The organism is Streptomyces sp. NBC_00370, assembly GCF_036084755.1.
Classification (GTDB): Bacteria; Actinomycetota; Actinomycetes; order Streptomycetales; family Streptomycetaceae; genus Streptomyces.
Genome location: NZ_CP107968.1, coordinates 7,876,766 through 7,900,566 on the forward strand (window position 1 = coordinate 7,876,766; position 23,801 = coordinate 7,900,566).

A 23,801-nucleotide genomic window follows, 5' to 3' on the forward strand; every position below is an offset into this window, starting at 1 on the left:
GCACCGGCGTACCAATGGAGTCCTCAGCCGCCCTTCACAGCATCCAGAACGAACAGCTGAGGATGCTGTTGTGGACGGCGAACCGGACCCTGTCCACCGGAGACAAACTCGGGATCGCGGACGCGGTGCGCTACGAGAATGCCGGCGGGGCGCCCGTCCCCGGATACAGCCACATCACCGTCGCGCTGCGCAGTACAGGACAGGGCTGACTCCGGCCGGGTCGTGAGGATCCGCGCCCCTTCGGACTCAGCGGCGGGACATGTAGAGGTCGAGTGCCCGGTGCAGGAACTTGTTGAGGGGGAAGTCCCACTCGCCGAGGTATTCCACGGCCTGGCCGCCGGAGCCAACCTTGAACCGGAGCAGCCCCAGCAGGTGGTTGTCCTCCTCCAGCGTGTCCGTGATGCCGCGGAAGTCGTAGACGCTCGCGCCGAGTTCATGGGCGTCGGACATCATCCGCCACTGGATCGCGTTGTTCGGCTGGACCTCGCGCTTGCGGTTCGTGGAGGCGCCGTACGAGTACCAGACGTGCTCACCGACGGTCAGCATCGTGGCCGCCGCGAGCACTTCCCCGTCGTGGTGGGCGAGGTAGAGCCGCATCCGGTCCGGGTCCTCGGCCGTCAGCGCGGTCCACATGCGCTGGAAGTAGCCCAGCGGGCGCGGGATGAACTGGTCGCGCTCGGCGGTCTCCACGTAGATCTCGTAGAACGCGGGCAGGTCGTCGTAGTCACCCCGCACGACCTTGACGCCGGCCTTCTCGGCCTTCTTGATGTTGCGGCGCCACTGCTGGTTGAGGCCCTGCTGGATCTCCTCCAGCGAGCGCCCGGCGAACGGGACTTGGAACACGTACCGCGGCTGCCCGGCGGCGAACCCGTCCTCGTGGCCGGCCTCGGTCTGCCGCCAGCCCATCCGCCGAAGCCGGTCGGCGACGGCGAAGGCCCGTGGCTCGTCCGTGGTGGCCTCGGCATCGCGCAATTGCCGGGCCTGCGGGTCGGCGATCGCTGCCTTGACCGCCTCCGCGCTCCAGCGGCGGGCGACGACGGGCGGGCCCATCTTCACCGAGAAGGCACCCTGGGCCTTGAGGTACGCGAGCATCGGCTCCAGCCATTGGCCAAGATCCGGCGCGTCCCAGTCGATGACCGGACCCTCGGGCAGATAGGCGAGGTACCGCTTGAGCTTCGGCAAGGGCCGCAACAGCACCAGCCCCACCCCGACGAGACGCCCGCTCCCGTCGAACCAGCCCAGACTCTCCGCCCGCCAGTCCGGCTTCACGTCCCCCCAGGACGGAACCTGCATGTGGCTGGCCGAGGGCATGGCCGTAACGAAGGCCAGATGCTCCTCACGGGTGATCGCCTTGAGGCGGAAACTCATGTGCAGTGCTCCTTCGCTCGACGCGTCAGCTTACTGAGAGACACCGCCATACCCCGGTTCCGACGCCCCCGGCTCGTCGGGACGAACGCTTTCGCCACACTGCGTTGCTCCGTTCGGACCCGGCGCGAGGAGCCACCAGAAGCCCACGTGGAACAATCGCTTCGTACCGGATGCCGCGGTTGGCACAGCACGGGGGGCGTACGTTGACGACAGCGCGCGACCTGGTGATTGGCTACCTCGACGCTCTCCGCTCGGCCGGCGAGGCCCTGCGGGCGACGTTCCCCTCGGCCGAGCGGCTTGCGGACGTGCTCGGCCTGGTCCGCTCGCACCGGATCAGCAGGACCGGTGAAATTGGCTCCTACTCCTCCAGCGTCCACGGGGCAGGCTGTCTCTTCGTCGGCCAGGACGGGTCCGAGATCGATGTGGACTTCACGGCCGACGGGGCGGAGATCTTCGACCTCTGGCGGCTGCGCCTGTACGGGCAGAGCTTGGCTGAGCCAGTTGACCTCACGGAGCGTGATCTGAGGTCGGGACTGGAATCGCCGGAGCCCCTGCTGACCGAGGTACGGCCCGGGTGGTTCAGCGCTGGAGAAGTCGCACGTTTGACGGACTGAGGTCGGCGCGGCTCCACACCCGCGTCGCAACGAGGGTGGCCGTCTCTACACCCCCGCACTCACCGACCAAGATCAACCACAAGTCGGCCGACTATGGTCGGAAGCATGACGACGCCCCTTGCCGACAGTGCCTTCGACTCGCTCCGCCTCGACGCTGTGCCCAACCAGGAGTCGCTGCGCCGCGCCTACGCGCTGCCCAGCGCCGCGGCCGTACGGAAGCAGATGACCGAACTCACCGAGCAGACCCGTCGGTTGATCGGCTGCTCCTCGTTGGTCCTGATCGCCAGCGCGGACGCCGAAGGCAACTGTGACGTCTCCCCGCGCGGCGGCCCCGCCGGGTTCGTCGCCGTTCTGGATGAACGGACGCTGGCGATACCGGACGCGACCGGCAACAAGCGTCTGGACACCTTGCAGAATGTCATCGCCACCGGACGGGCCGGGCTGCTGTTCCTGATCCCGGGGCGCACCACGACGCTGAGGGTGAACGGCCGCGCCTGCGTCTCCACCCGCCCGGAGCTGCTGTCGCAGCTCACCGCCGTGGGCAAGCCGCCGGCCAGTGCACTGGTGCTGGGCATCGAGGAGGTTTACCCGCACTGTCCCAAGTCGCTCCTGCGCAGCGCGGCCTGGAAGCCGGAGCAGTGGCTGTCGGCCGACGCCCAGCCGACCTCCGCCGAGGTAACCCTGGCCCAGCTGCGAATGCCGGAGCTGACGATCGCCGACATCGAGCAGACAGAAGCGGACTCGCTGAAGTACCGGTACGAGTAACGCCCCGAGCCAGGAAGCAGCTCAGCTCCTGCGACGACTACGACACCGGCTCGCACCTCGGGCACATGGTGGGATCCACGTTCCACGCCGCAGGCAGATCGCCGCCGCAAAAGACGCAGATGCCGTCAACTCCGGTCACCAACAGGCCCGTTCCTGTGCAGGCGACACCAGACGATCCCAGCGACGACGACCACGGCGCCTGTCCAGGCGCCCGGCGAGGCACGCGGACGCGTGCCCTGGCGAGCGCGGATGCCCGCGACCAGCGCGTAGGCGCCGAGGGCCAGGGCGAGACCGATGAGGGGGGCCGGCAGGCCCGGCATGCCGTCATCGGGATCTTGCAAAACCACGGCGGCGCCGAACATGACGGCGCACACCGGCGGCACCCAGAGGGGCAGGGTCGGGCGCGCCGCAGCACGGCGGGACTGGTGTGTTCGTCCGAGGGTCGTCGCAGCCCAGGGGCACGACGGCCCGCTCCCTCCGGTGGTGGAGGTTGTCCGTGCCGTGGGAGCATGGGGGACTGAGACACGGGACGCCCGCACGTAGAGTTACCCAGGGTAATCGCGGCGTTCGCGTGCACCGCCGCAATCCGGGCCAGTGATCAGCATGTCGCAGCACCCGAAGTCCAACGTCGCTGAACGTTCCCGTCGCGCGTCGTCGTCGATGACGCCGCAGCAAGCAGCCGAGTGGCTGTCCGGCCGCAACGCGGTCATCGGCCGTCTCTCAAAACTGGCGGGACCGCCCAAGTTTCCGAAGAGCAACGAGCCCTACTTCGCCGTTCTGGTCCGGATCATCACCCAGCAGCAGTTGGCCGGCCCGGCAGCCCGGGCCATTCACGGCCGGCTGGTCGCGGCGCTGGGGGGCACCGTCACGCCTGAGCAGCTCGACACCATCTCCGACGAGACAATGAGAGCCTGTGGGCTCTCCGGGAGGAAAGTCGCGTCTCTCCGGGACCTGGCCGGGAAGATCTCGGACGGCTCCCTCCGCCTGGGCGCCCGGTCGCTCTCCCACGAGCGACGAAGAGATCGTGGCCCAGCTGTCCGCCGTGCGCGGCATCGGCAAGTGGACGGCGGAGATGTTCCTCATGTTCCAGCTCCGCCGACTCGACGTCTGGCCCACCGACGACCTGGAGCTTCGCAAGGGCTACGCGAAAGCCTGGCAGGTGGAGCTTCCCAAGCCGAAACAGCTGGACGCGCTCGGGGATGAGTTCCGCCCTTACCGGAGCATCGCGGCCTGGTATTGCTGGACCGCTAACCGTCTCGACCTGGACGAGGGAACAGGCGCGGCCAAATAAGGCAACTGGACATAACGCAATGGCGGCAGATGCCGTTGACGACCACATGGCCCGTCACGAGGCCACGATCACGCGCTATCCCGACCGGGTGAACCGGCGAGTCGTCAATCCCGCCGTCCCACCGGCTCGGGATCGGCGTCGAGCGCATCGAGTACCGCGTCTCCGTGCGTCCTCGCCCACTCGGTCAGCATGTGGATCGGATCGATCAACGTCGCCCCGAGAGGGGTGAGTTCGTACTCGACGCGGGGCGGCGCCTCGGCGTAGGCGTGGCGGCGGACGAGTCCGTGCGCCGCAAGCCGGCGGAGCGTCTGGGTGAGCACCTTGCGTGAGATGCCGCCGATCAGCTCGATCAGCTCGCCGTGACGCACCGGGCCCTGGCTGAGGCCGTAGAGCACGACCGCCGTCCACTTGTCGGCGATGAGCTCGATCGCCAGACGCGCCGGGCAGTCGGAGAGAAAGGGATCGCCGGGACCGAAGCCGCTCATGATGCCAAGGTACCTGTTGGTTCCTGTCGGAAACCTAGCCTGGGTTCTCTCCCCGTTCCACAGCCCAGGAGAGTCATGCGAGTCATCACCCAGCACACACTTGGCGGTCCGGACGTCCTCACCGTCGTGGACGCGCCCGAGCCTCAGCCCCTCCCCACCGAGGTTCTTGTCCGCGTCAAGGCGATCGGGCTGAACCCGCTGGAGGCGCGCCTGCGCGCCGGCGAGTTCCCGCTGATCGGCAGGCCTCCGTTCATCCTCGGCTGGGACATCAGCGGCGTGGTCGCGGAGGCGCCGCAGACGTGGCGGTTCAGGCCCGGCGACGAGGTGTTCGGCATGCCCCTGTTCCCGCGGGCGGCGAGCGCGTACGCCGAGGTCGTGTCCGCTCCGGCGTTGCACCTGGCACGCAAGCCGGCGTCGCTGTCGCACGTCGAGGCGTCGGCGCTGCCGGTCGTCGGGCTGACGGCGTGGCAGGGCCTCGTGGACCTCGGCGGTGTGGGCGAGGGCGACCGCGTCCTGGTCCATGGCGGTGGTGGCGGGGTCGGCCACGTCGCGATCCAGATCGCGAAAGCGCTCGGCGCGTACGTGATCACGACGGCCGGCCGGAGCAAGCGGGAGTTCGTGGAGGGATGCGGCGCCGACGAGGTGATCGATTACACGGCGGTCGACTTCACCCAGGCGGTCCGTGACATCGACGTGGTACTCGACACGATCGGCGGCGACACCGTCGAGCGGTCGCTCGAAGTGCTCCGCCCAGGCGGTCACTTGGTGACGGCTGTCGCCGAGGAGGACGCGGGACTCACCGCCAAGTACGAAGCGGCGGGCATGCGCTTCAGCGGCATCGCGGTCGACCCCGATCCGGTCGCCCTGCGCGGCCTCGTCGACCTGGTGGAACAGGGCAGGCTCCGGGGCCACGTGCAGGAGACGTTCCCGTTCGAGCGCGTCGCCGACGCGCACCGACTGCTCGACGGCGGCCACCTCCAGGGCAAGCTCGTCCTGACCGTCTGATCCGGTCGTGGGGCCTGGCGGCCCTGCGGATGCCGTTGTTCGCGCGCCGGAGCGGGCTGCCTGTCAGCAGTCCGCTTCGTCGACGGCGATCGATCCTCGCTGAGCGGTTCGGGCGACGCGCGAAAGGAGCGCGCGCAGCTGTTCCGCGTCCTGGTCGTCTTGTTCTCGGACATGGATGCGCTCACGCCCACACTGTAGTGCTTTATGCGTCCTGGAAGATGTTCTTGCCAGAAGAACATCTGCGTCGCATAGTGGATTGGGCAGGGGTGTCCGCGTGACATCGACAGGGCGCGCCACCACCACCGCGGCAGGGAAGAAGACGATGACCATGACCACCGTTCTGCAGGGCCGCACCGCACTCGTGAGGGGGCGACATCGGGTATCGGCAAGGCCGTGGCGCAGAGCCTGGCCCGGCAAGGGGCCGAGATCGTGCTGCACGGACGGGACGAGAACCGAGGTGCGGCCCTGGTCAAGGAGATAGCGGCCGAGGGCGGCACCGCCCGTTTCGTCGCCGCTGATCTCACCGACGCCGAGGACACGCTGCGCCTGGCGTCCGAAGCGGGTGACGTGGACATTCTGGTGAGCAACGCCGGTCTGTACGAGTTCACCCCGACATCCACCACCGACGCCGCGAGCTTCGACCGGCAGATCGCGGTCAACACTCGCGCCCCGTTCCTCCTGGTCGGCGCACTGGCGCCGGGCATGGTCCGGCGCGGACACGGGTCGATCGTGCTGATCGGCTCAAGCGCGGCCCGCCGGGCCGCCCGGTCGGTGCGGCCTACGGGGCGTCCAAGGCCGGTGCGGAGATCCTCACCCGCTACTGGGCGACCGAGTTGGGCCCGTCCGGCCTGCGTGTCAACGCCGTCTCGCCGGGCCCCGTGCACACCGAGGGCACAGCGGCGATGCTCGGCGAGCACGCCGCGGTCCTGGACACAACCAACGCGCGCGGCCGGGCGGGCGACTCCACCGAGATCGCCGACATCGTCTCGTTCCTGGTCAGCCCCGCCAGCAGCTACGGCAACGGCTCCATCCCGTTCGCCGACGGCGGCGAACTCAGCACCCTGCCGGCCTGAGGAACACCACGATGCACCTCTTCGTCATCGGGGTCGCCCGGTCCGTCGGCCTTCTCAGTGTATTTCGCGAACTCCGGTCGAACGGGGGGAGTTGGTGTTATGTTGTTCTACTTGCCTGATGGTGGTGGGAGTCGCGCTGTGGAAACGCGCGGGTGATCGTCCGACCTGAGTAGCCGCTCGACGCCGGGGCTCCGCCCCCTCCCTCACCGTCGTCCGTACCGCCCCAGGTCGGACCGGCACGGGCCGAGGCCCTGTTGCACTCGGTCCCGGTGCGGAGGAATCGTGTGGCATGAAAGATCCAAGTCCGGTCCCGTCCTGGCCGGTGATGTCCTGGAAGAGGGGAAGGTCGCCGGCTTCGGGTACGTCGCTTCCGGGACGCCGAGGGCAGCATGCGACCGGCTGTTGCTGATCGGCGAGGAGCCTCTCTCGCAACCGCCGGACCGGCCTGTTCCGAGCGATGCCGGATCGGTCCTCGCCCTCGCGGACCCGCCCGTGAAGCGGGTACCGCCGGACTGGGTGCACCGGGCCGACGAACTGGCTGACGGCCTGTCAAATGCTGTGGCCGAGATGCTTCCGATGCCGGGCTCGCCGTGGGGCGCAGTCGCGGTCCCGCTGATCGTCGAGGTCCGTCAGGCGGGCCATCTGCTGTGGCTCGCGGGTGGGTTCGCACGAGACATGATCGCCGGCTCCGCCGCAGAGGTGAACGACCTCGATCTGACGGGCACGGCGCCCCCGGGCCGCTTCACCGACCTGACCAAGCGGGTACGGCGCCGCACAGGACTGGAGTTCCGTCCCAAGGTGTCCCCGTACTCCCTTGTCTGCTCCGCCGTCCCGTCCGCGGGTGGCGAGCGGCTCTACGAGTACCGGACCCTCAACACGGACAAGTTCGGATTTCCGAGCTGCGGCAGCGACCTCGAAACCGACGCGCGCACCCGGGACTTCACGGTGAACAGCCTCTACTACGACCCGGTCTGCGACACCGTGGTCGACCCTACCGGCCGGGGTGTCGCGGATCTCCACGCCCGGCCCCGGCGCATCATCTCCGTCAATTCCACCGAGAATCCAGTTGATCAGGCGCGGATCATCCTGCGCGCGGTGAAGTTCGCGGTGCGGTGGGCGGGGACGACCGGTTACGAGTTCGGCGAGACAGCGGCCCGGCTGGGACATATACCGGCGACCGTGTGGGACGCCCTGCCGCCCGCGGTGTGGGAGCGTCTGGCCAGGGACCATCGCAAGGCACTGGGCGATCACGACCCGGGTCGGCAGATGGGTGTCGCCAGCGCCCTCGGCCCCGGCGCCGCAGGCCTGTTCGCCACCCTCTTGGAGGTGCGGCCGTGACCGCTGTCCACCGTCCCCTGAGCGACTGGGTCGTCCGCGTCGATCCGGCACCCCCTTCCGGTACGAGCCCGATTAACGACGGTGACGAGCGGGCCGATGCCCGAAGTCTCCCCCTCTTCGCTGAGGGCTGGGTGCGGCGTGCCGTGGTGACGGGAGCGGGCCGAGCCCCGGCACTCGCCCTCCATCACCCTGACGCCGCTCTCACGTACGTTGAACTCGACGACAACGCGGCCCCGTTACCGATCGACGAGGCCGGTACCGAACTGATCGACCGGATCGAGGCGTCCTGGCCACACCCCGTATTCGGACCGGCCGACCTGGCGGCAACCGCCACGCTCTCCCGAGAGATCCGCTACCTGCTGCTGAACCGGCTGGGCCAGGAGGGGACGCTGTCACCCGAGGTGTTCCACGTCCTACCGTGGGCGCCGGTGACCGAGCTGGCATCCGCCGTGGTCCAGTTGCTCGATGACGCGGAGCCGCCGACGCTGTCAGACGGTGCGCTGGACCTCGGGCACTGGGTGACTCCGGCGGCGATTGGCGTATCCGGGCCACTCGAGCAGCTGTACGAAGGGCTGACGGAGCCCGATCCGGTGCTCGCCGCGCGTGGAGGCACCGCCCTGTGTGCCGGGCTGGGCGCCGCCGACCCGGCGCGATTCCCGGCTCCGGTCACGGCAGCCCTGGCCGAGGTCGTCCGCCGGTTGGCCTTGGTGAACCCGTTTCTGCGGCACGCGGCGGCGCTGACGGCCGACCGGCTGACGGGCGTGGTCACGCCCGGCTTCGTCACGCTGCTCGATTCCGATCTGCCCAAGGCGGCAGCGACCACGGACGACCGCACGGTGGTCCGCCGGCTCGGTGACGGGGGACCTCTCGCCGTCCGCGCCGAGGTGACGGCCGGCGGACGGCTGCGCGTCACGGTAGAGCTCGCCGTCGAAGCGTCGGCGGAGCGGGAGCGGCTCCTTGATGCGTACCAGGGGGCATTCGCCCCGGTGGTGGTCTCCGCGGCAGGCCGGATTCATCACTACTGGGTTGCCCTGGAGGCACGTCGACGCTGGCTCTCGGGCACGCTCGACATCCCCGCGGGGCGCGGACGCTTCGAGGTCGGCGCCGAGGAGGCGGTGACCGGCGTATGGGGTCTGTCCGGAGTCTCCGCGCAGGAGTTGCTGCCGTCGCTGGCGGCGGCGAACCGCGCGGGCCTCCAGGTGTGGCGGACCGCTGCGGAGCGCGCTCCCCTCGGGCATCCGCTCCGGCAAGCGCTGCGCCACCTCGACCAGCAGGGCGGCACATCGTGACCTTCAACGAGGACATCCGCACACTGCTCACGGACGAACTGGCCGATGCCGACGTCGAGTCGGCGTTGTACGGCGCGCTGACGCGTACACCGCTGCTGCTGGAGTTCGTGCAGGCACTCGTCGCTGCCGAGGACGTGGTGTCCCTCCGGACGCTGTGCCACGACACCGTCGAACTGCACGAGCTGACCGAGCGCTACGGCTCCGTCGCAGGGGCTCTCCCGACCCCGGCCGAGGCACCTTTCTTCGACTGCGGCCCGGTGACCGGCGCGGTGCGTGCGGTCGCTGCCTTGGGGCTTGTCCTGGTCGACGAGCCGGAGCAGCTCGTTAAGCACCTGGGCATCGTGCTCGACTGGCTGGCACACATCCGTACGGTGGCCGCCGCACCGTGGCCGATCGGGCGGACGGCTCCGGACTGTGCGCACCGGACCCGTATGTCCGCCGTCGTCCGGACCCTCGGTAGCGACCCGCACGGCACGGCCGTGGTCGTGTGGCTGCTGGAGCTGCAGAACGCGGACACCAAGTCCGGCGCGACCGCCACCGTCGAGGTGCTGCTGGACCGTGGTGACCGCGGCGTCCGTGCGACGCTGCGGTGCGCGACCCTGCGCGGGCTGCCCGCCGCTCCGGTCCCGGACCTGCGATCCATGCTGCTGTTCAGTGCGGACGCGCGGTTCCGCTCCGGACTGGAGACCGCCTGGCAGACCGTCCGGACCTCACGCGCCCGACGCGGTTGGCGCAGTCAGCACGACACTGTCCTGTGGTCGTTGTGCGATGTCGACGGACCGGTGGACCATGTCCAGGACATCAGTCTGACCGCGGCGTTCACCGTCCTGTTCGACGAGGTGCGCCGGCTGAACCGCAGGGTGCGCGGTCCGTTCACCCTGCGGCGCCTGGGCGGTTCGACCGCCATCGTCGGAGGTGTGGACGAAGAAGGGCGCATGGTCCGGGTTTCCGGCTACCGGAACAAGCTCGCCGCCGCAGCTGACCTGGACAGGGTCGTGGTGCCCTCCGGCGACCTGGAGCAGGCGCGAGATCACGCGAGGGCACTCCAGACCTCCGTCATCGGGGCAGGGAAGTGGCGCGACGCGGCCCGCCGCAGCCGTGTGCCCGACCGCCGGGCCCGGCTGCGGGTCCTTCTCGTCTGCCTTGCCGTGCTGTTGGCCGGGTCCGGTGGCGGTACCTACATCTGGCAACGCCAACAGCACATCCAGGAACTGCGCGACACCGCCGCGAAAGTCAGGGACGAGGCGTACGAACTCGGCGAGAACGACGACCCAGGACCGGGACTGTTGCTGGCCATGGCAAGCGACGACATCGCGGGCCGCGCGGGAAAGAAGACCGATGTCTTCGATTCGATGGCCCGCGACAACTCCTCGCTGCGCCGGATACTCCGGCCCGAGGAGGGCCAGTTCGACCGGCTCGCCCTGTCCCGCAACGGGCTATGGGGTGCGCTGTCGACGAACACCGGAGCTGTCCAGATCCTGTCGACCCTGGCGGGGGAGACGGTGTGGCGCCAGAAGGGCACCGGCGCCGCGTCCCCGGCACCCGGGGTGTTCGTCAATGCTCTGGCCATGTCGCCGCGGGGTCAGCGTGCCGCGTTCACCTCGAGCGATCTGCGCCTCACGCTCTTGGAGAACAAGAACGGGGCCTGGTCCGTCGTTACCCGGTCCGCGTTGCCCATCGCCTCGCGTCTGGGCCCGCTGCACAGCGAGCGCAACGCGATCGAACGTCTGCAGTTCACCTCCGACGGTCAGCGCCTTGTCGGCTATGCCCCACGGGTGGGGCTCTTCGTGTTCGACGTGAGACACCCTGACGCCGCTCCGAAGCGCTGTTCGGAAACAGGTACCGCCCAGTCGATCTCGGCGACGAAAGACAAGGCCCTGCTGACCAAGGACAAGGAGGTCATCCGTATCGATCTCGCCACCTGCGCCCGGTCCGTGGTGCTCACCGCGCCCAAGGGCGTAGAACTGTACGGCGCTGTGGGGGACGACGGAGTGCTGGTCGGCGCGACCCGCGATGCCCAGCTGCTCGTGCTGCGACCCGGCCGGCCCGAAACGCTGCTCTCCGACCGGGGGCCGTACCGAAACCTGTCAATCACCACGTCCGACAGTGGAACCCTGCTGAGCGCGACCACCGACTCCGGCACCTTCGGGTGGGACGTGGCCAGGCGGGCCCAGCGATTCGGGTACAGGAAGGGCGGGCCGGCGCTGATGAGCAACGGCATCGTCCTGCGCCATCACGGCGCAGTCGCCGAGCTGTACGACGACACGCACTCCCCGGCGACCACAGCGTGGAGCCGCTACTACGGCGGCATGGCGTCGGTCGGCTGGGCGGGCGACGCTCTCGTGCTCAGAGGCGGCGGATCCCTGTACGTCGGCCGGCACGCGGCCAAGTTGTCCCCCAAAGCCTTCCCCGAGGCGACGAGCTTCCACCGCTACCGCCTGCCGACCGGCGTCTCGACAAGCGAGCTGGCCACCAGCAGGAGCGGCCCCTGGGTCGCCGTGCTGTACGGCAAGCCGCGCGAACGCGACCGAGGCGTGGCTGTCTGGAACGTCGTGAAGGAGCAGCGGACACCCGTACCGCTGCCGAAGGGGCCCGTTCCGCATCACCTCGCCTTCGTCGACCACGATCTCTACGTCGGCTACGGCAACGGGGACATCCGGCGCTTCCGCTTCGTTGACGGCGCGTGGCGTGCCGCAGGCAGCCGCAGACTGCCGGCATCCGTCGTCGCGCTGGGCGGCGGCGACGGGACCGACCGTCTCTATGCGGTCGTCAGCACGGGCACCGTCGCCCGGCCGTCCGTCGTCGGCCTGCGGGCCTCCGACCTGGCGATCACCGCGACAAGACGGTTGGACAGTACTACTTCGATCGCGAAGGTCGAGGTGATGGGCGACGGCCAGGTGGTGGCCGGCACCGGGGCGGGGGTGGTCACCTTCTTCACCCGTGACCTGGACCTGCGCGGACGCACCGCCGACGGGACGCTCCGTGTCGTATTCGACCTCACCGAGATACCGGACCGTGGCCAGGTGCTCGTGTCGGGAGAGAACCGCAGCATCGTCCTCGACCGGAGCACTTTGGCGATCCAGGACGCCTGGAACCAAGGCGCACCGTTCCTGTCCTCCGACGCGTCCGCGGATGGCAAGGTCCTGGCGACCTACAGCTACGCCACGTTCAGCGTTGCGCTGTGGACGCTCGATGAGCCGGATCTGCGGGCACGGGTCTGCCGGGCCGTGGGCCGGGATCTGAGTCGAGAGGAATGGCGGCAGTACGTCGGACCGGGCCTGCCGTACACACCGGTCTGCTGAGGAGTCGGACGCCGCCTGCTCTGAGTCCCCGACCTGGGAGTGGCCGGGCGTGATCAGATGGGGAAGCCATCCGGCTGGCACCCGTTCACGCGGGCATATGCCGGATGGCCGGCGGCCTCTCTTTTCCCTTGCCTCGTGCATGGTTGGCAACTGCCCCGCTGGCGCCGGCTGTTCGGCGACCAGCACGGCCCACGACGTCAACCGCTTCTTCAGCACCCTGGCCGGACGGCTACTGAAGACCGCCGCGCTCGCCGCCACGCGAACCACAGTCCCGGTGCCGCAGGAGCGTATCCACTGACCGCGCACACGGCGCCGCCTGGCGGGTCGGACAGCAGCGCCGGCATCGGGGCCCGTAGCCGACTCACGAGCCGGCTCAAGGTCTAAGGCTGGAGGTCGCGTTGATACCACGTGCCTGACTCGCCGCCGAGATCGGCCGGGGAGGCAGGACCGACGGGGACGAACCCGGCCTTGGTCAGGACTCTCTGGGACGCGGTGTTGTCGTGGGAGGTGGCGGCCCGCAGTGTGCGCAGCCCGTGCCGCGCGGTCGCCAGCCGGCACAACTCCCGGACGGTCGCGGTCGCCACGCCCCGGCCGGCGACTTCCTCCGCGAGGCGGTAGCCGAGTCTGGCCGTGCCGTCCTCCAGGTCGTACAGGTTGAACCTGCCGAGTACCGAGCCGTCCTCGGCGACGAGCACGTAGAAGGCGCAGACGCCGGTCTCCTGCTCGGCCAGCGAGGCGTTGTACCGGTCGGTGAACTGGTCGAAGAAGTCGTCGCCGCGGTCGGTGATCGAGGCGGCGAAGTAGGCGCGGTTCGCCCGCTCGAAGGCCAGAACCGCCGGGGCGTGGCCAGAATGCATCTGCTTCAGCTCGGGCATTGAACGACCCTATCCAGATCGTGCGCTGAGGCCACCTGAGTTTTCCGTGGCCGAATCCTGTGGCGATGTGGCGGTGTGGCAGTGGGTCCGGCATCATCCCGATGTGATGGTGGAACTCACCCTGGCGGCCGGGCTAGGACCTGCGCAGCTCACGAAGGCCGCGAGGCGCCTCCGAGATTCGTGACCCGACGCCACCACAACAGGGCAAGTGAACGTCGTTCAGTTCGGTTGAACGGCGTTCAGTCGCCCCCGCCGACATCGCCGAAGCCCACCGGACGCGGTGGTGTCCCCACCGGTCACCGGGGGGCTACGTCCACCATGCCCTCGGGTGGCAAGGCCATGTACCGGAGATCGTCCGGCGGATTGACTGAAACCCTTACAGATCAGCGCCGGACATCGGCCGTCACCAAGGGGAACAGCATGCGCATCGCTATGTCAGGGACCGCAGGCAAGACCGCCGTCGCACTCGCCGTCGTGGCCGCGTCGGCGCTGCCCGTGGGGGCGCAGGCTGCCGGGCGTCAGCAGTCGGGGCCGACCGCGTCGGCCAGTGGCACCAGCTACACCGCCGCCGATCTGAGGCGGGATCTTGCCGCGGTCAGGAAGGCCGGGGGAGGGGACGTGAACGTCGTCGCGCGGCTGGACGCGCCGCAGGGTGTGCTGCGCGCGCGGTACGGCACGGCGGGTCTCGGATCGAAGGCGCCGGTGCCGTGGGACGCGCAGTTCCGGGTGGCGAGTACGACGAAGACGTTCACGGCGGTCGTCGTCCTCCAACTCGTCGCGGAGGGAAGGCTTTCGCTCGACGACACGGTCGAGCACTGGCTGCCGGGCGTGGTCAGCGGAAACGGCAACGACGGCTCACGCATCACCGTACGGGACCTGCTCCAGCAGACCAGCGGTGTCTACGACTACATCACCGACCCCGACATGCAGGACGCCCTCCTCAACCACTTCGACGAGAACCGCTACGACGCGACGCCGCCCCGGGAGCTGGTCGCCGTCGCGATGCGGCACCGCCCCCTGTTCACCCCGGGACCGGCGGGCTCGGCGCGGCAGTGGTCGTACTCCAACACCAACTATCTGCTCGCGGCGATGATCGCCCAGAAGGCGGACGCCGGCGGAGCCTCCTGGCAGGAGCTGGTCGAACACCGGATCATCGCCCCGCTCGGGTTGCGGCACACCTACATCCCCGGCCAGAACCCCTTCCTTCCGGGCCCGCATGTGCGGGTCACGATCGACGGCCCCGGCGGTACACCGCTCGACCCGACCGAGCAGAGCCTCCAGCACACAGCGGACTCCGGTGTCGTCAGCACCACGTCCGACCTGAACACCTTCTTCGAGGCGCTGGCGGCGGGGAAGCTGCTGCCTGCCGACCTGTGGCGGCAGATGCGCGAGACCGTCCCGTACGACGACCTGCCGGTGCCGCCGTCGGGCAAGCAGGGCGGATACGGGCTCGGTCTGCGCGAGATCCCGCTGACCTGCGGCGGGGTGTACTACCTGCACGAGGGTGACGGGCTCGGCGTGTACACCAGGCCCGCGGTGAGCGAGGACGGGCGCCGGGCCGTGACCGTGTCGGTGACCACCACCACGGCTCTGATCGACCAGACGAAGGTCAACCAGGCCGTGCAGTCACTCACCGATCACGCGCTGTGCGGCCGCGGATAGCGCTCCGTGAGCCCGTCAGAGTCCCGAATTGCGCGCCGACCGGGGGCGGGTGAGGATGTCGCGCAGTTCGGCGGGCGGCATCTTCGGCCGGCGGTCCGCAGTCAACAGGCCGTTGATCTCCTGCTCGGTGTCGGTGAACTGGGTGTAACAGAAGCCGGCGAAACCGGAGTTCACCGCAGCCTCCACCAGGGAATCCAGCCGCTCGGCGAACTCCTGCTTCGTGGCGACGGTGTCGTAGCCGAACCACGCGGCGCCCTCGGCCGGTTCGAACGTGGCCCCGCCGAACTCGCTGAGGACGACCGGCTGTCCTTCGTGCCGTACGCCGTCCAGCGTGAGGCGCTTCGCGCCCGGCCACTGGTCGACTATCGCGCCCCGCCGCAACGCGGCGTGTCCGTACCGCTCCCGCAGCACCTCCGCGTGCTGGGTGTAGTCGTGCACACCCCAGATATCGGCGGCAGACACCTCCCAGCCGTCGTTGGAGACGGCAGGGCGCGACGGGTCCAGGGACTTGGTGAGGTGGTACAGGGCGTCCATGAAGTGCCGCTGCGCCGGGACGAGTCCGGGGTTCGGGACGGACCAGGACTCGTTGATCGGCACCCACGCGACGATCGAGGGGTGACTGAGGTCGCGTGCGACGGCTTCGGTCCATTCACCGACCGTCCGCTCGACGGTCGGTGTGCCGAAGGCGTACGCGGAGGGCATCTCTTCCCACAGCATCAACCCGATCCGGTCGGCCCAGTAGAGGAAGCGCGGATCTTCGATCTTCTGGTGGATGCGCAGCCCGTTGAGGCCGAGTTCCTTGGCCAGTTCGACGTCGCGGCGCAGCTCGTCGGCCGACGCCGACAGGTGCGAAGCGGGCCAGTAGCCCTGTTGCAGCGCGAACCGCAGGAAGTACGGCTTGTGGTTGAGCAGGAAGACGCCGTCGCTCCAGTTGATGTCGCGCAGACCGAGGTACGAGGTGACGTGGTCGACGGGCGCGCCGTCGGCCGCGTCACTGACCTCGACCGTCGCGTCCACGAGATGTGGGTGCTCCGGGGTCCAGAGCAGATCGTCGAGATCCTGTCCGTGCCGCAGGGCCGGCACAGCGACGTCGAACACGGTCTCCTGCCCCTCGGTCAGGGTCCGTTGCTCGGCCAGTACGCGGTCGCCGAGGGTGAGCCGGACCGTCAGATGCAGGGGGCGCCGTGGCCATCGGTTGAGGTTCAGCCGGCAGTGCACGCGGGCGTGGGCGACGTCGGGCGTCCAGTGCAGGAGCGTCACATGCTCGTCCGGGACGTCCTCCAGCCACACCGGCTGCCAGATGCCGGACGTGCGGTGGTACCAGATGATGTGCGGATCCTGCTGCCAGTCCTGCTTGCCACGCGGCTGGGCCGCGTCGCGCGGCTCGTCCTCGGCGCGGACCACGACGACCTGCTCCCCGTCGTGGTCGATCGCGTCGGTGACGTCGCAGGAGAAGCCGGTGTGGCCGCCTTCGTGACGGCCGACCAGGTGGCCGTTCACCCATACGTCGGCCCGGTAGTCGACCGCGCCGAAGTGCAGCAAGAGGCGCCGGCCCGCGGCCGGTACGGGCACGTCGACCGTACGCCGGTACCAGAGCACCGGATGGAAAGCGGTGTCGCGCAGGCCCGACGCCTCCGACTCGGGCGGGTAGGGCACGGTGATGGTCGCCGTGAAGGGTTCGGTGCTGTCCGGGTCCATCCAGCGGCCGGACCGTCCGCGGTCCTCGTCGTCGTAGGCGAACTGCCAGGGGCCCGACAGGTCGCGCCAGTTCGGGTCCCGTACGAGCTGCGGCCGAGGATGGCCCGCTGCTGCCAGGTGGGTGTGGGGCATGCGAGAACTCCGGTGGTGCCAGGCCCTGGGAGGGCGCAGGGAAGAGGAAGTAGGGGTGTGCGCGGCGAGGCCGTCCGGGCTTCAGGCGTCCTGCCGGCCCGGGGCGCGGCGGAGGTCCACCACGGTGGCGGCGAACGCCAGCGCTCCCGGCAGCAGTGGGATCAGCAGGGGCAGCGACCAGACGAGGAGCGCCGACAGGAGCACGGCGCCCGCCAGCAGCAGCGTGCCGCCCGGGTCGGCGGCCGCGCGAACGAGCGCCTCACGCGCGGACAGCCGGTGTGGGGCCTCCAGCGCCGTGGCGCGCAGTCCCACGACCGCGGCGGCCAGCGTGACGACGACCAGGGCGACCGCCATGACATGCGCTCCCGGCATCGAGCTGCCCACCAGGGCGGCGTCGACCAGCAGGACCAGGACGAACGCCGGTGGGATCAGCCCGACGGCGAGTGTGCGCCTGGACAGGAGCGTCCGCAGGTGGTCGGCGTACGTCGCGAACTTGACCTGCACCCCGTCGGCCGCGGTCTGCCGGAGCGTCGCCGAGGCGGCGGCGAAAGCGGCAGGGGCCGTGACGACCGGGAGGCACGCGAGGCTGGTGAGCAGACCGACGAGCAGCACGTCGGCGAAGAGGGTGAAGCTGGTCCCGAAGATCTCGCCCGGTTGCCGGCGGTCGGGAGGGGTGGCGGATGCGTGGGTCACGGAGCCTCAGCCCTTCAGTCCGGAGGTGGCAAGGCCCTGCACCAGATAGCGCTGGAACACGAAGAAGAACAGCACGATCGGCAGCACGGAGATCACCGACATCGCGAACATGGGTCCGTAGGCGGAGGTGCTGGACTGGTCGACGAAGCTGCGCAGGGCGAGGGTGATGGTGAACTTCTCCGGTGCGAACAGGTAGATCATCTGTGTGAAGAAGTCGTTCCACGTCCAGATGAACGTGAAGATGGCGGTGGTGATCAGCGCGGGCCGGCTCAGCGGCAGGGTGATCGACCAGTACGTGCGGAAGGGGCCGCAGCCGTCGATACGGGCCGACTCGTCCAGCTCGCGTGGCAGCCCGCGCATGAACTGCACGATCAGGAAGACGAAGAACGCCTCGGTGGCCAGGAACTTCGGCAGGATCAGCGGCCAGTAGGTGTCCACCATGCCGAGCCGGTTGAAGATGATGTACTGCGGGATCAGTACGACGTGGTGCGGCAGCATCAGCGTCGCCACCATGAACCCGAACATCACCTTGCTCATGCGGAAGCGCAGCCGGGCGAAGGCGTAGGCGGCCAGCGAGCAGGACAGGACGTTGCCGACGACGGCGCCGCCCGCGATCAGCAGGGTGTTGCCGAGCAGTCGGGTGACGGAGATGCCGGACACACCGTCGAGGGCCGTCGTGTAGTTGGACCACTCCAGGTGCTTGGGCCACAGGTCGAGGCTGGTCACCACCTCGTCGGCCGGTTTGAGCGACGTGGCCAGCAGCCAGGCCAGCGGGTAGAGCAGCAGGAGCAGACCCACGACCGCGATCGTGTGCGGCAGCCACCGCTTCATGGCGATGTTCATCGTCCCTCCTCGTCCGCGTAGAAGACCCAGGACCGGGACGTCCGGAACAGGATCAGGGTGACCACACCGATGGCGATCAGCAGCAGCCAGGCCATCGCCGCCGCGTAGCCCATGTGCGAGGCGGTGAAGCCGCGCTCGTACAGGTAGAGCGTGTAGAACAGCGTGGAGTCCGCGGGCCCGCCGTCACCGCCGCTGATGACGAACGCGGGGGTGAACACCTGGAACGACTGGATGGTCTCCAGCACCAGGTTGAAGAAGACGACAGGGGAGAGCATCGGCACGGTGATGGACACGAACTGCCGCCAGCGGCCCGCGCCGTCGAGCGCCGCGGCCTCGTAGAGGTCGGGGGAGATCTGCTGCAGCCCGGCCAGGAAGATCACCATGGGTGCGCCGAACTGCCACACCGTGAGCAGCACGACCGCGTACACCGCGAGGTGCGGGCTGCCGATCCAACTGCCGGTGTGGATGCCGACCTTGTCCAGGACGTTGGTGACCGAGCCGCCGTCGTTGAACAGCGCGCGCCACACCAGCGCGATGGACATGCTCGCACCGAGCAGGGACGGCGCGTAGAACGCCGAACGGTAGAAGGCCCGGCCGCGGTTGAGGTTCTTCAGCAGCACCGCCACACCGAGCGCGAAGGCCAGCTTCAGCGGGACGGCGATCACGACGTACAGCAGCGTCGTCCCCACCGACCGCCAGTAGCGCGGGTCGTTGGTGAGCATGTCGGTGTAGTTGCGCAGCCCCACCCACCGTGGCGGGTCGAGGAGGTTGTAGTCCGTGAACGACAGGTAGAGGGAGACGGCCATCGGCACCAGGGTCAGTACGACGGCGCCGATCATCCACGGCGAGAGGAACACGTAGGCGGGCCACTGCCGTTCGCGCCTCGTGCGGCGTCGCCCGGCCGGGGCCTGCCGCTCCGTCGTCGGGCCCGGCCGTACGGCGGCCTTGGTCGACACAGTGCTCATGACGTCAGCTCCCGCTTGGCCTCGTTGATCAGTTCGCGCGCCGCTTCCCGTGGGGTGGACAGCTCGAAGATCACCCGCTGGTACTCGCGTTTGAAGGCGGTCTGGATCGCGATGTCGCCCCGTGGCGGTGCGCTGGGCGGCGCGTCGAGGCCGTAGGACTCCATCATTTGCGAGTACTGGTAGATCTCGTGCTCAGGGCCCTTGAGGGTCTTGGCGACGCGGTCGGCGATCACCCGGTTGGGCGGGGTGGACCGGGTGAAGCCCATGATGTCGCCCGCCCGCCGGTCGTTGAGCAGGAAGTCGACCAACTCCGCCGCTTCCTTGGGGTGTTCGGTGTGCGCCCCGACGCCGATGAGCATGGTGGGTTTGAAGTACTGCCCCGGGCGGCCCGCGGTCGTCGGCACGGGACCGAAGCGGATACGGTCGCCGAGCAGCGTGGTGTAACCGGGGAACGTCGCGTCCCAGGTGTAGTCGGCGGCGCCGTGCCCACGGCCCAGCGGACTGGTCTCGGTGCTGTCGGCCTGCGCGGTGTCACTGGCCGTCGCGATGGCGCCTTCCTTGCGCAGCTTGTTGAGGAAGGTCCAGAACTCGGTGAGGTCGTTCTCGGTGAACCCGAGCCTCTGCTGGCCGTCGTAGAGCTGCTTGCCCCGGCCGCGCAGCCAGTCCTCGAACACGTCCTCGTTGTCACCGCCGTTGTTGGAGCCCGTGACGGGGACTCCGTCCGGCGCCTTCAGGCCGAGGTCGGCGATCTTCTTGTTGGCGTCGGCCCAGTCCTCCCACGTCCAGCTCGGATTCGGTGCCGGGACGCCGGCCTTCTTGTAGAGGGCGGAGTCGTACGCGTACCCGGTGATGCCCCGGCCCATCGGCAGGGCGTACTGCTTGCCTTCGTACGTCCCCGTGCGGACGAGTTCGTCGTCCATCTCGTCCGTGCGGATCGTCTTGTTCGCGATGTCCTTGCCGAGCGACATGAGCGCGCCGCCGCCCGCGTACTGCGAGATCTGCCGGTAGTCGAGCTGCGCCACGTCGGGTATATCGCCGCCGGCCGCCTGGGTGGCCAGCTTCTGGAGGTACGAGCCGAAGTCCGCGTTCGAGGTGCGGACGGTGACGCCGGGGTGCTCCTTCTCGAAGAGCCGCACGGCCTCGTCGGTGCGCGCGGCACGGTCGTCGTTGCCCCACCAGGTGAAGGTGAGGGTCACTCCTTGGGACGCCGTACCGCTCTCGGCGGAACACGCGGAGAGCGTGGCCGTCAGGGCCGTGCTGAGACCGACGACGGCCGCGGCCAGTACGGCCCGGCGGCGTGGGAGTCGGCGCCGCCCGCTTCGGGGCTCGGGCATAGGGGCCTTCCAGGGGAGGGAGGTGAATGGGGGAGGAGGAGGGGTGGTTCGCTCCGGGGGTGGAGCGACGGCTCGCGCCGTCAGATGCCGGCGTAGACGTCGAGCCGGCCGCACATGCCGAACCGCCCCCGTGCGGTGGGTCCGGTCGCGGTGACCGTGGCCTCGGCCAGATGCCGTACGTCCTGAGCGCGCAGCGCGCCGAGTTGGGCCTGCGTCGCCGACGCGGCCGCGTGTGCGCCGTCCTTCCAGCGCTGCTCCCACGCGTCGAGCAGGGGCCGCACCAGCTCGCCCGCCGCCCGCTGGAACTCCGCCAGCGGCTTCGGGTCGCCGGCTTCGGTGGCCTCGCGCAGTTCGAGGAAGCGCCGGACCGCGAGGTCGCGGCGGGCGCGTGCGACCGCCACCTGCTCGGCCTCGGGGACGTCGGCGGGGATACGCACCGCGTCCGTGTACACCTCGCGATCGGCGAGCAGATCCTGCGGCAGCGTCAGCACCGCGTCCCCCGCCTCCGGCAGTCCGTTGTTCTGCATCACGACGGTGATGTCAAGACCGCCCTCGTTGATGAGCCGGTGGATCGTGCCCGGGGTGAACCAGGCCACCGTGCCCGGCTCCAGGGGCGTCTCGCGGAAGCCGGAGACGGTGAGGGTCTGCACGGCTCCCCGGCCCGCCGTCACGACGTACCCCTCGCTGCAGGTGAGGTGCAGATGCGGGGTGCCTCCGCCGGGACGGCCGTCGGCGGTGGGCCAGTCGTACACGCTCAGCCGGGACACGCCGACCGCCCCGGGAAAGCCGTCGTACGTCGCGCTCACCATGCGTGTGCCTCCAGATGCGCGGCGACCTGACCGCGGTCCCAGGCGCCGTCGGCGACGAGGACGCGATAGCTCCGGGTGAGTGTGTCGCCGGGGGCGAGGACCAGCTCCTCGTGGAACGCCCAGGACGGTGCGACAGCGGCGAACGGGTCACTGCGCACGAACCAGTGCGCCGGGTGCGTTCCGTTACCGCCCGCGTGGTCGTTGGCCGGGGCGTGCTCGAAGACGAGCGTGGCATGGCCGTCGCGGCCGTCGTGCTCACCGACGTAGGCCAGCCAGGTCGCCTGACTGCCCATCAGGTCCCCGGCCTCCGCCTCGGCGGTGAAGACCTGGCCGTCGCGGAAGGCGCGCGGGCCGCGCCAGAACAGACCGGTGTATCCGGCGGCCGGCCGGCCGTGGGTGGTGGGGCTGCCGAACCGCAGCGGTTCCGTACGCCGGTTGGTCACGGCCGACGTCCAGGTGAACGACCAGCTGCCGGCCCGCTGATCGACGTCGCGCACCTCGATGCGGCGCTGCTCCTCGGCCCACAGCTCCCCGTCGTACGGGTGCCAGGTCAGGCGCTCGGCGATGACGGCGCCGGCGCCCGTGGCCGAGACTTCGTCGAAGGCCACATGAGCCATCGAGCCGACCCGCTCGGGCAGTTCGAGATACCCCTCGCCGTGCACATAGGTGTTGCCGCCCCACAGGTTCTGGCCCGACAGATGGGAAGCGGTCAGCTGCAGCCCCTTGTGCCAGCGGTGGTCGTTGGGGCGGTAGTCGGTGACCAGCCCGCCGGACAGGGTCCGGATCGGATGGAGGTACGGCTTGGGTGCCTCCCACGCGGCCTCCGGGCGGTACACATAGGTGAACAGCTCGGTGCCGGTGGCTTCGTGGGCGACGGTGATGCGGTCGCCGTGGGCATGGGTCAGTGCGAGCGTCATGCGTGATCCTGTTCCGTGCGGGAATCGGCCGGCGCCCAGCCCGGAGCGCCGCCGTGCAGCGCGGTGTAGTAGGGGTCGCCCGGCCCGATCTCCCCGGCGTGTACGGGGGTGTCGGTGAACGCGGACTTGTACATGGCGGTGATGAATTCGAGCGTCCGCCGGCCACCGGCGCCGCTGGTGGCGTGACGCCGTCCCGCCTTGATGTCGGCCACCAGGGACCGCAGTTGGGCCAGGTGCGAACTGGGTTCGTCGGCGCCGAAGTCGCGCCAGGCCGCCACGGTCTCCTCAGGAACGCCCGGGGCCGGGGTGATGCGCCAGTCCGCGTTGCGGTAGCCGTACAGATGGGTCAGCTCGATCGTGGCACGCTCACAGTCGATACGGATCCGGCTGACCTCGTCCGGGCTGAGCACGCTGTTGACGACGGTGCCGAGCGCGCCGCCGGCGAACCGGACCTGGGCCGTTGACACGTCCTCGGTCTCCACGTCGTGGACGAGCCGCGCCGCCATGCCCCGTACCTCGGTCCACGGGCCCATCAGGTCCAGCAGCAGATCGGTCTGGTGGATGCCGTGTCCCATGGCGGGGCCACCGCCCTCGGTCGCCCAACGGCCGCGCCACGGCGCCGAGTAGTAGGCGTCGTCCCGGTACCAGGTGGTCTGGCAGTGGGCCACCAGCGGACGGCCGAATGCGCCGTCGTGGAGCAGCCGCCGCACGTGCCGCGCACCGGAGCCGAAGCGGTGCTGGAAGACGATGGAGGCGTACGGTCCGGCTTCGCCGCCCTGCTCCGCCGCCTCAACCGCGTCGTAGTCCGCCAGCGAGGGGCACGGCGGCTTCTCGCACCACACCCAGGCACCGGCCTTGAGCGCGGCCACGGACTGCTCCCGGTGGACGGCGGGCGGGGTGCACAGCACCACCAGATCGGGACGTACGTCGGCCAGCATCGCGTCGAGGTCCGTTGCGGCGTACGCGATGCCGGCCTCGTCGGCGAACGCGCGCACCGCGTCGTCGGCGACATCGACGGCGGCGACGAGCTCCGTCTCTCCCTCGGCCGCCAGGGTGCGCAGCGCCGGCAGATGGCTGGAGCGAGCGATTCCTCCCGTCCCGACCACGGCTGTGCGCAGTGGTGAGTTCGAGCGATGCGAGGACATGCGGACCCTCTCGTGAGGCAGACAAAGGGAGCGCTGCGGGGCAGCGCGCGTACGACGGTCGCCGAGCCGCTTTCGACCGTTTCCGAGGTGGTCGTTTCCGATCGGTTCTAACGTTGTAACCGCCGTGTATCGTCGAGGTCAACCCTTCGTCGGAAATGGGATCGGGCCGGCTCGGAGCCCTGCTACCTGGCCCGGACC

Annotated in this window: 20 protein-coding genes and 2 pseudogenes; 11 read left to right on the forward strand and 11 right to left on the reverse strand. The window is 69.6% G+C overall.

The features are described 5' to 3' along the window. Positions 1-14: 14 nt before the first annotated feature. The gene (locus tag OHS57_RS34470; RefSeq protein WP_328584483.1) at positions 15-209 is read left to right on the forward strand and encodes a hypothetical protein; all 195 of its coding nucleotides are present in this window, start codon (positions 15-17) and stop codon (positions 207-209) included. A gap of 37 nt (positions 210-246) precedes the next feature. Here the strand turns inward: OHS57_RS34470 and OHS57_RS34475 are convergent, their stop codons facing one another. After that, positions 247-1,368 (reverse strand): lipid II:glycine glycyltransferase FemX, encoded by a 1,122-nt coding sequence (locus OHS57_RS34475; protein WP_328584484.1) that lies wholly within the window; start codon positions 1,366-1,368, stop codon positions 247-249. A gap of 203 nt (positions 1,369-1,571) precedes the next feature. Here OHS57_RS34475 and OHS57_RS34480 point away from each other — a divergent pair, with 203 nt between their 5' ends. From OHS57_RS34480 to OHS57_RS34490, 4 genes and pseudogenes are all read left to right on the forward strand, one after another. Then, entirely contained in the window at positions 1,572-1,982 is a 411-nt protein-coding gene (locus tag OHS57_RS34480; protein WP_328584485.1) for a DUF6896 domain-containing protein, read from the forward strand. A gap of 105 nt (positions 1,983-2,087) precedes the next feature. After that, positions 2,088-2,747 carry an MSMEG_1061 family FMN-dependent PPOX-type flavoprotein gene (locus tag OHS57_RS34485; protein ID WP_328584486.1) on the forward strand — a complete coding sequence of 220 codons (660 nt, stop codon included), beginning with the start codon at positions 2,088-2,090 and terminating at the stop codon, positions 2,745-2,747. 660 nt (positions 2,748-3,407) lie between these two features. Beyond that, positions 3,408-3,725 (forward strand): annotated as a pseudogene (locus OHS57_RS37830) (hypothetical protein); the annotation flags it as partial. Positions 3,726-3,771: 46 nt separating this feature from the next. Beyond that, positions 3,772-4,038 carry a hypothetical protein gene (locus tag OHS57_RS34490; protein ID WP_328584487.1) on the forward strand — a complete coding sequence of 89 codons (267 nt, stop codon included), beginning with the start codon at positions 3,772-3,774 and terminating at the stop codon, positions 4,036-4,038. A 104-nt stretch (positions 4,039-4,142) separates the two neighbouring features. Here the strand turns inward: OHS57_RS34490 and OHS57_RS34495 are convergent, their stop codons facing one another. After that, positions 4,143-4,523 (reverse strand): winged helix-turn-helix transcriptional regulator, encoded by a 381-nt coding sequence (locus tag OHS57_RS34495; RefSeq protein WP_328584488.1) that lies wholly within the window; start codon positions 4,521-4,523, stop codon positions 4,143-4,145. 75 nt (positions 4,524-4,598) lie between these two features. On the opposite strand from OHS57_RS34495, the gene OHS57_RS34500 reads away from it, so the two are divergent. The 5 genes and pseudogenes from OHS57_RS34500 to OHS57_RS34520 all read left to right on the forward strand — a co-directional run bounded on the left by OHS57_RS34500 (position 4,599) and on the right by OHS57_RS34520 (position 12,530). Then, positions 4,599-5,528 carry an NADP-dependent oxidoreductase gene (locus tag OHS57_RS34500; RefSeq protein WP_328584489.1) on the forward strand — a complete coding sequence of 310 codons (930 nt, stop codon included), beginning with the start codon at positions 4,599-4,601 and terminating at the stop codon, positions 5,526-5,528. 393 nt (positions 5,529-5,921) lie between these two features. Further along, a pseudogene (locus OHS57_RS34505) lies at positions 5,922-6,601 on the forward strand (SDR family NAD(P)-dependent oxidoreductase). A gap of 282 nt (positions 6,602-6,883) precedes the next feature. Next, positions 6,884-7,939 carry a hypothetical protein gene (locus OHS57_RS34510; RefSeq protein ID WP_328584490.1) on the forward strand — a complete coding sequence of 352 codons (1,056 nt, stop codon included), beginning with the start codon at positions 6,884-6,886 and terminating at the stop codon, positions 7,937-7,939. Further along, a complete protein-coding gene (locus tag OHS57_RS34515) occupies positions 7,936-9,228 on the forward strand; it encodes a hypothetical protein (RefSeq protein ID WP_328584491.1) in 1,293 nt (430 codons plus the stop codon). Before OHS57_RS34510 ends, OHS57_RS34515 begins: the two co-directional genes overlap by 4 nt. Then, positions 9,225-12,530, forward strand: coding sequence for a hypothetical protein (locus OHS57_RS34520; RefSeq protein ID WP_328584492.1), 3,306 nt, complete (start codon positions 9,225-9,227; stop codon positions 12,528-12,530). The genes OHS57_RS34515 and OHS57_RS34520 overlap by 4 nt, the downstream gene beginning before the upstream one ends. Before the next feature lie 380 nt (positions 12,531-12,910). On the opposite strand, the gene OHS57_RS34525 is transcribed toward OHS57_RS34520, so the two are convergent. Beyond that, positions 12,911-13,405 (reverse strand): GNAT family N-acetyltransferase, encoded by a 495-nt coding sequence (locus OHS57_RS34525; RefSeq protein ID WP_328584493.1) that lies wholly within the window; start codon positions 13,403-13,405, stop codon positions 12,911-12,913. Between the two features lie 420 nt (positions 13,406-13,825). Between OHS57_RS34525 and OHS57_RS34530 the strand changes: the two genes are divergently transcribed. Continuing rightward, positions 13,826-15,067, forward strand: coding sequence for a serine hydrolase domain-containing protein (locus OHS57_RS34530; protein ID WP_328584494.1), 1,242 nt, complete (start codon positions 13,826-13,828; stop codon positions 15,065-15,067). Between the two features lie 15 nt (positions 15,068-15,082). Here OHS57_RS34530 and OHS57_RS34535 read toward each other — a convergent pair whose 3' ends face one another. The 8 genes from OHS57_RS34535 to OHS57_RS34570 form a co-directional block, all read right to left on the reverse strand. Beyond that, positions 15,083-16,897, reverse strand: coding sequence for a sugar-binding domain-containing protein (locus OHS57_RS34535; RefSeq protein WP_328584495.1), 1,815 nt, complete (start codon positions 16,895-16,897; stop codon positions 15,083-15,085). An 81-nt stretch (positions 16,898-16,978) separates the two neighbouring features. Then, complete coding sequence (locus tag OHS57_RS34540; protein ID WP_328584496.1) at positions 16,979-17,590, reverse strand: hypothetical protein; 612 nt, start codon at positions 17,588-17,590, stop codon at positions 16,979-16,981. A 6-nt stretch (positions 17,591-17,596) separates the two neighbouring features. Further along, positions 17,597-18,433 carry a carbohydrate ABC transporter permease gene (locus OHS57_RS34545; RefSeq protein WP_041994366.1) on the reverse strand — a complete coding sequence of 279 codons (837 nt, stop codon included), beginning with the start codon at positions 18,431-18,433 and terminating at the stop codon, positions 17,597-17,599. After that, positions 18,430-19,398 (reverse strand): carbohydrate ABC transporter permease, encoded by a 969-nt coding sequence (locus OHS57_RS34550; protein WP_328584497.1) that lies wholly within the window; start codon positions 19,396-19,398, stop codon positions 18,430-18,432. Before OHS57_RS34550 ends, OHS57_RS34545 begins: the two co-directional genes overlap by 4 nt. Beyond that, a complete protein-coding gene (locus tag OHS57_RS34555; protein WP_328584498.1) occupies positions 19,395-20,732 on the reverse strand; it encodes an ABC transporter substrate-binding protein in 1,338 nt (445 codons plus the stop codon). Before OHS57_RS34555 ends, OHS57_RS34550 begins: the two co-directional genes overlap by 4 nt. Positions 20,733-20,812: 80 nt before the next feature. Next, positions 20,813-21,541: a cupin domain-containing protein gene (locus OHS57_RS34560; protein ID WP_328584499.1), complete on the reverse strand. Its 729-nt coding sequence runs from the start codon at positions 21,539-21,541 to the stop codon at positions 20,813-20,815. Continuing rightward, positions 21,535-22,458 (reverse strand): PmoA family protein, encoded by a 924-nt coding sequence (locus OHS57_RS34565; protein ID WP_328584500.1) that lies wholly within the window; start codon positions 22,456-22,458, stop codon positions 21,535-21,537. The genes OHS57_RS34560 and OHS57_RS34565 overlap by 7 nt, the downstream gene beginning before the upstream one ends. Next, positions 22,455-23,603 carry a Gfo/Idh/MocA family protein gene (locus OHS57_RS34570; protein WP_328584501.1) on the reverse strand — a complete coding sequence of 383 codons (1,149 nt, stop codon included), beginning with the start codon at positions 23,601-23,603 and terminating at the stop codon, positions 22,455-22,457. The genes OHS57_RS34565 and OHS57_RS34570 overlap by 4 nt, the downstream gene beginning before the upstream one ends. Positions 23,604-23,801: the final 198 nt, after the last annotated feature.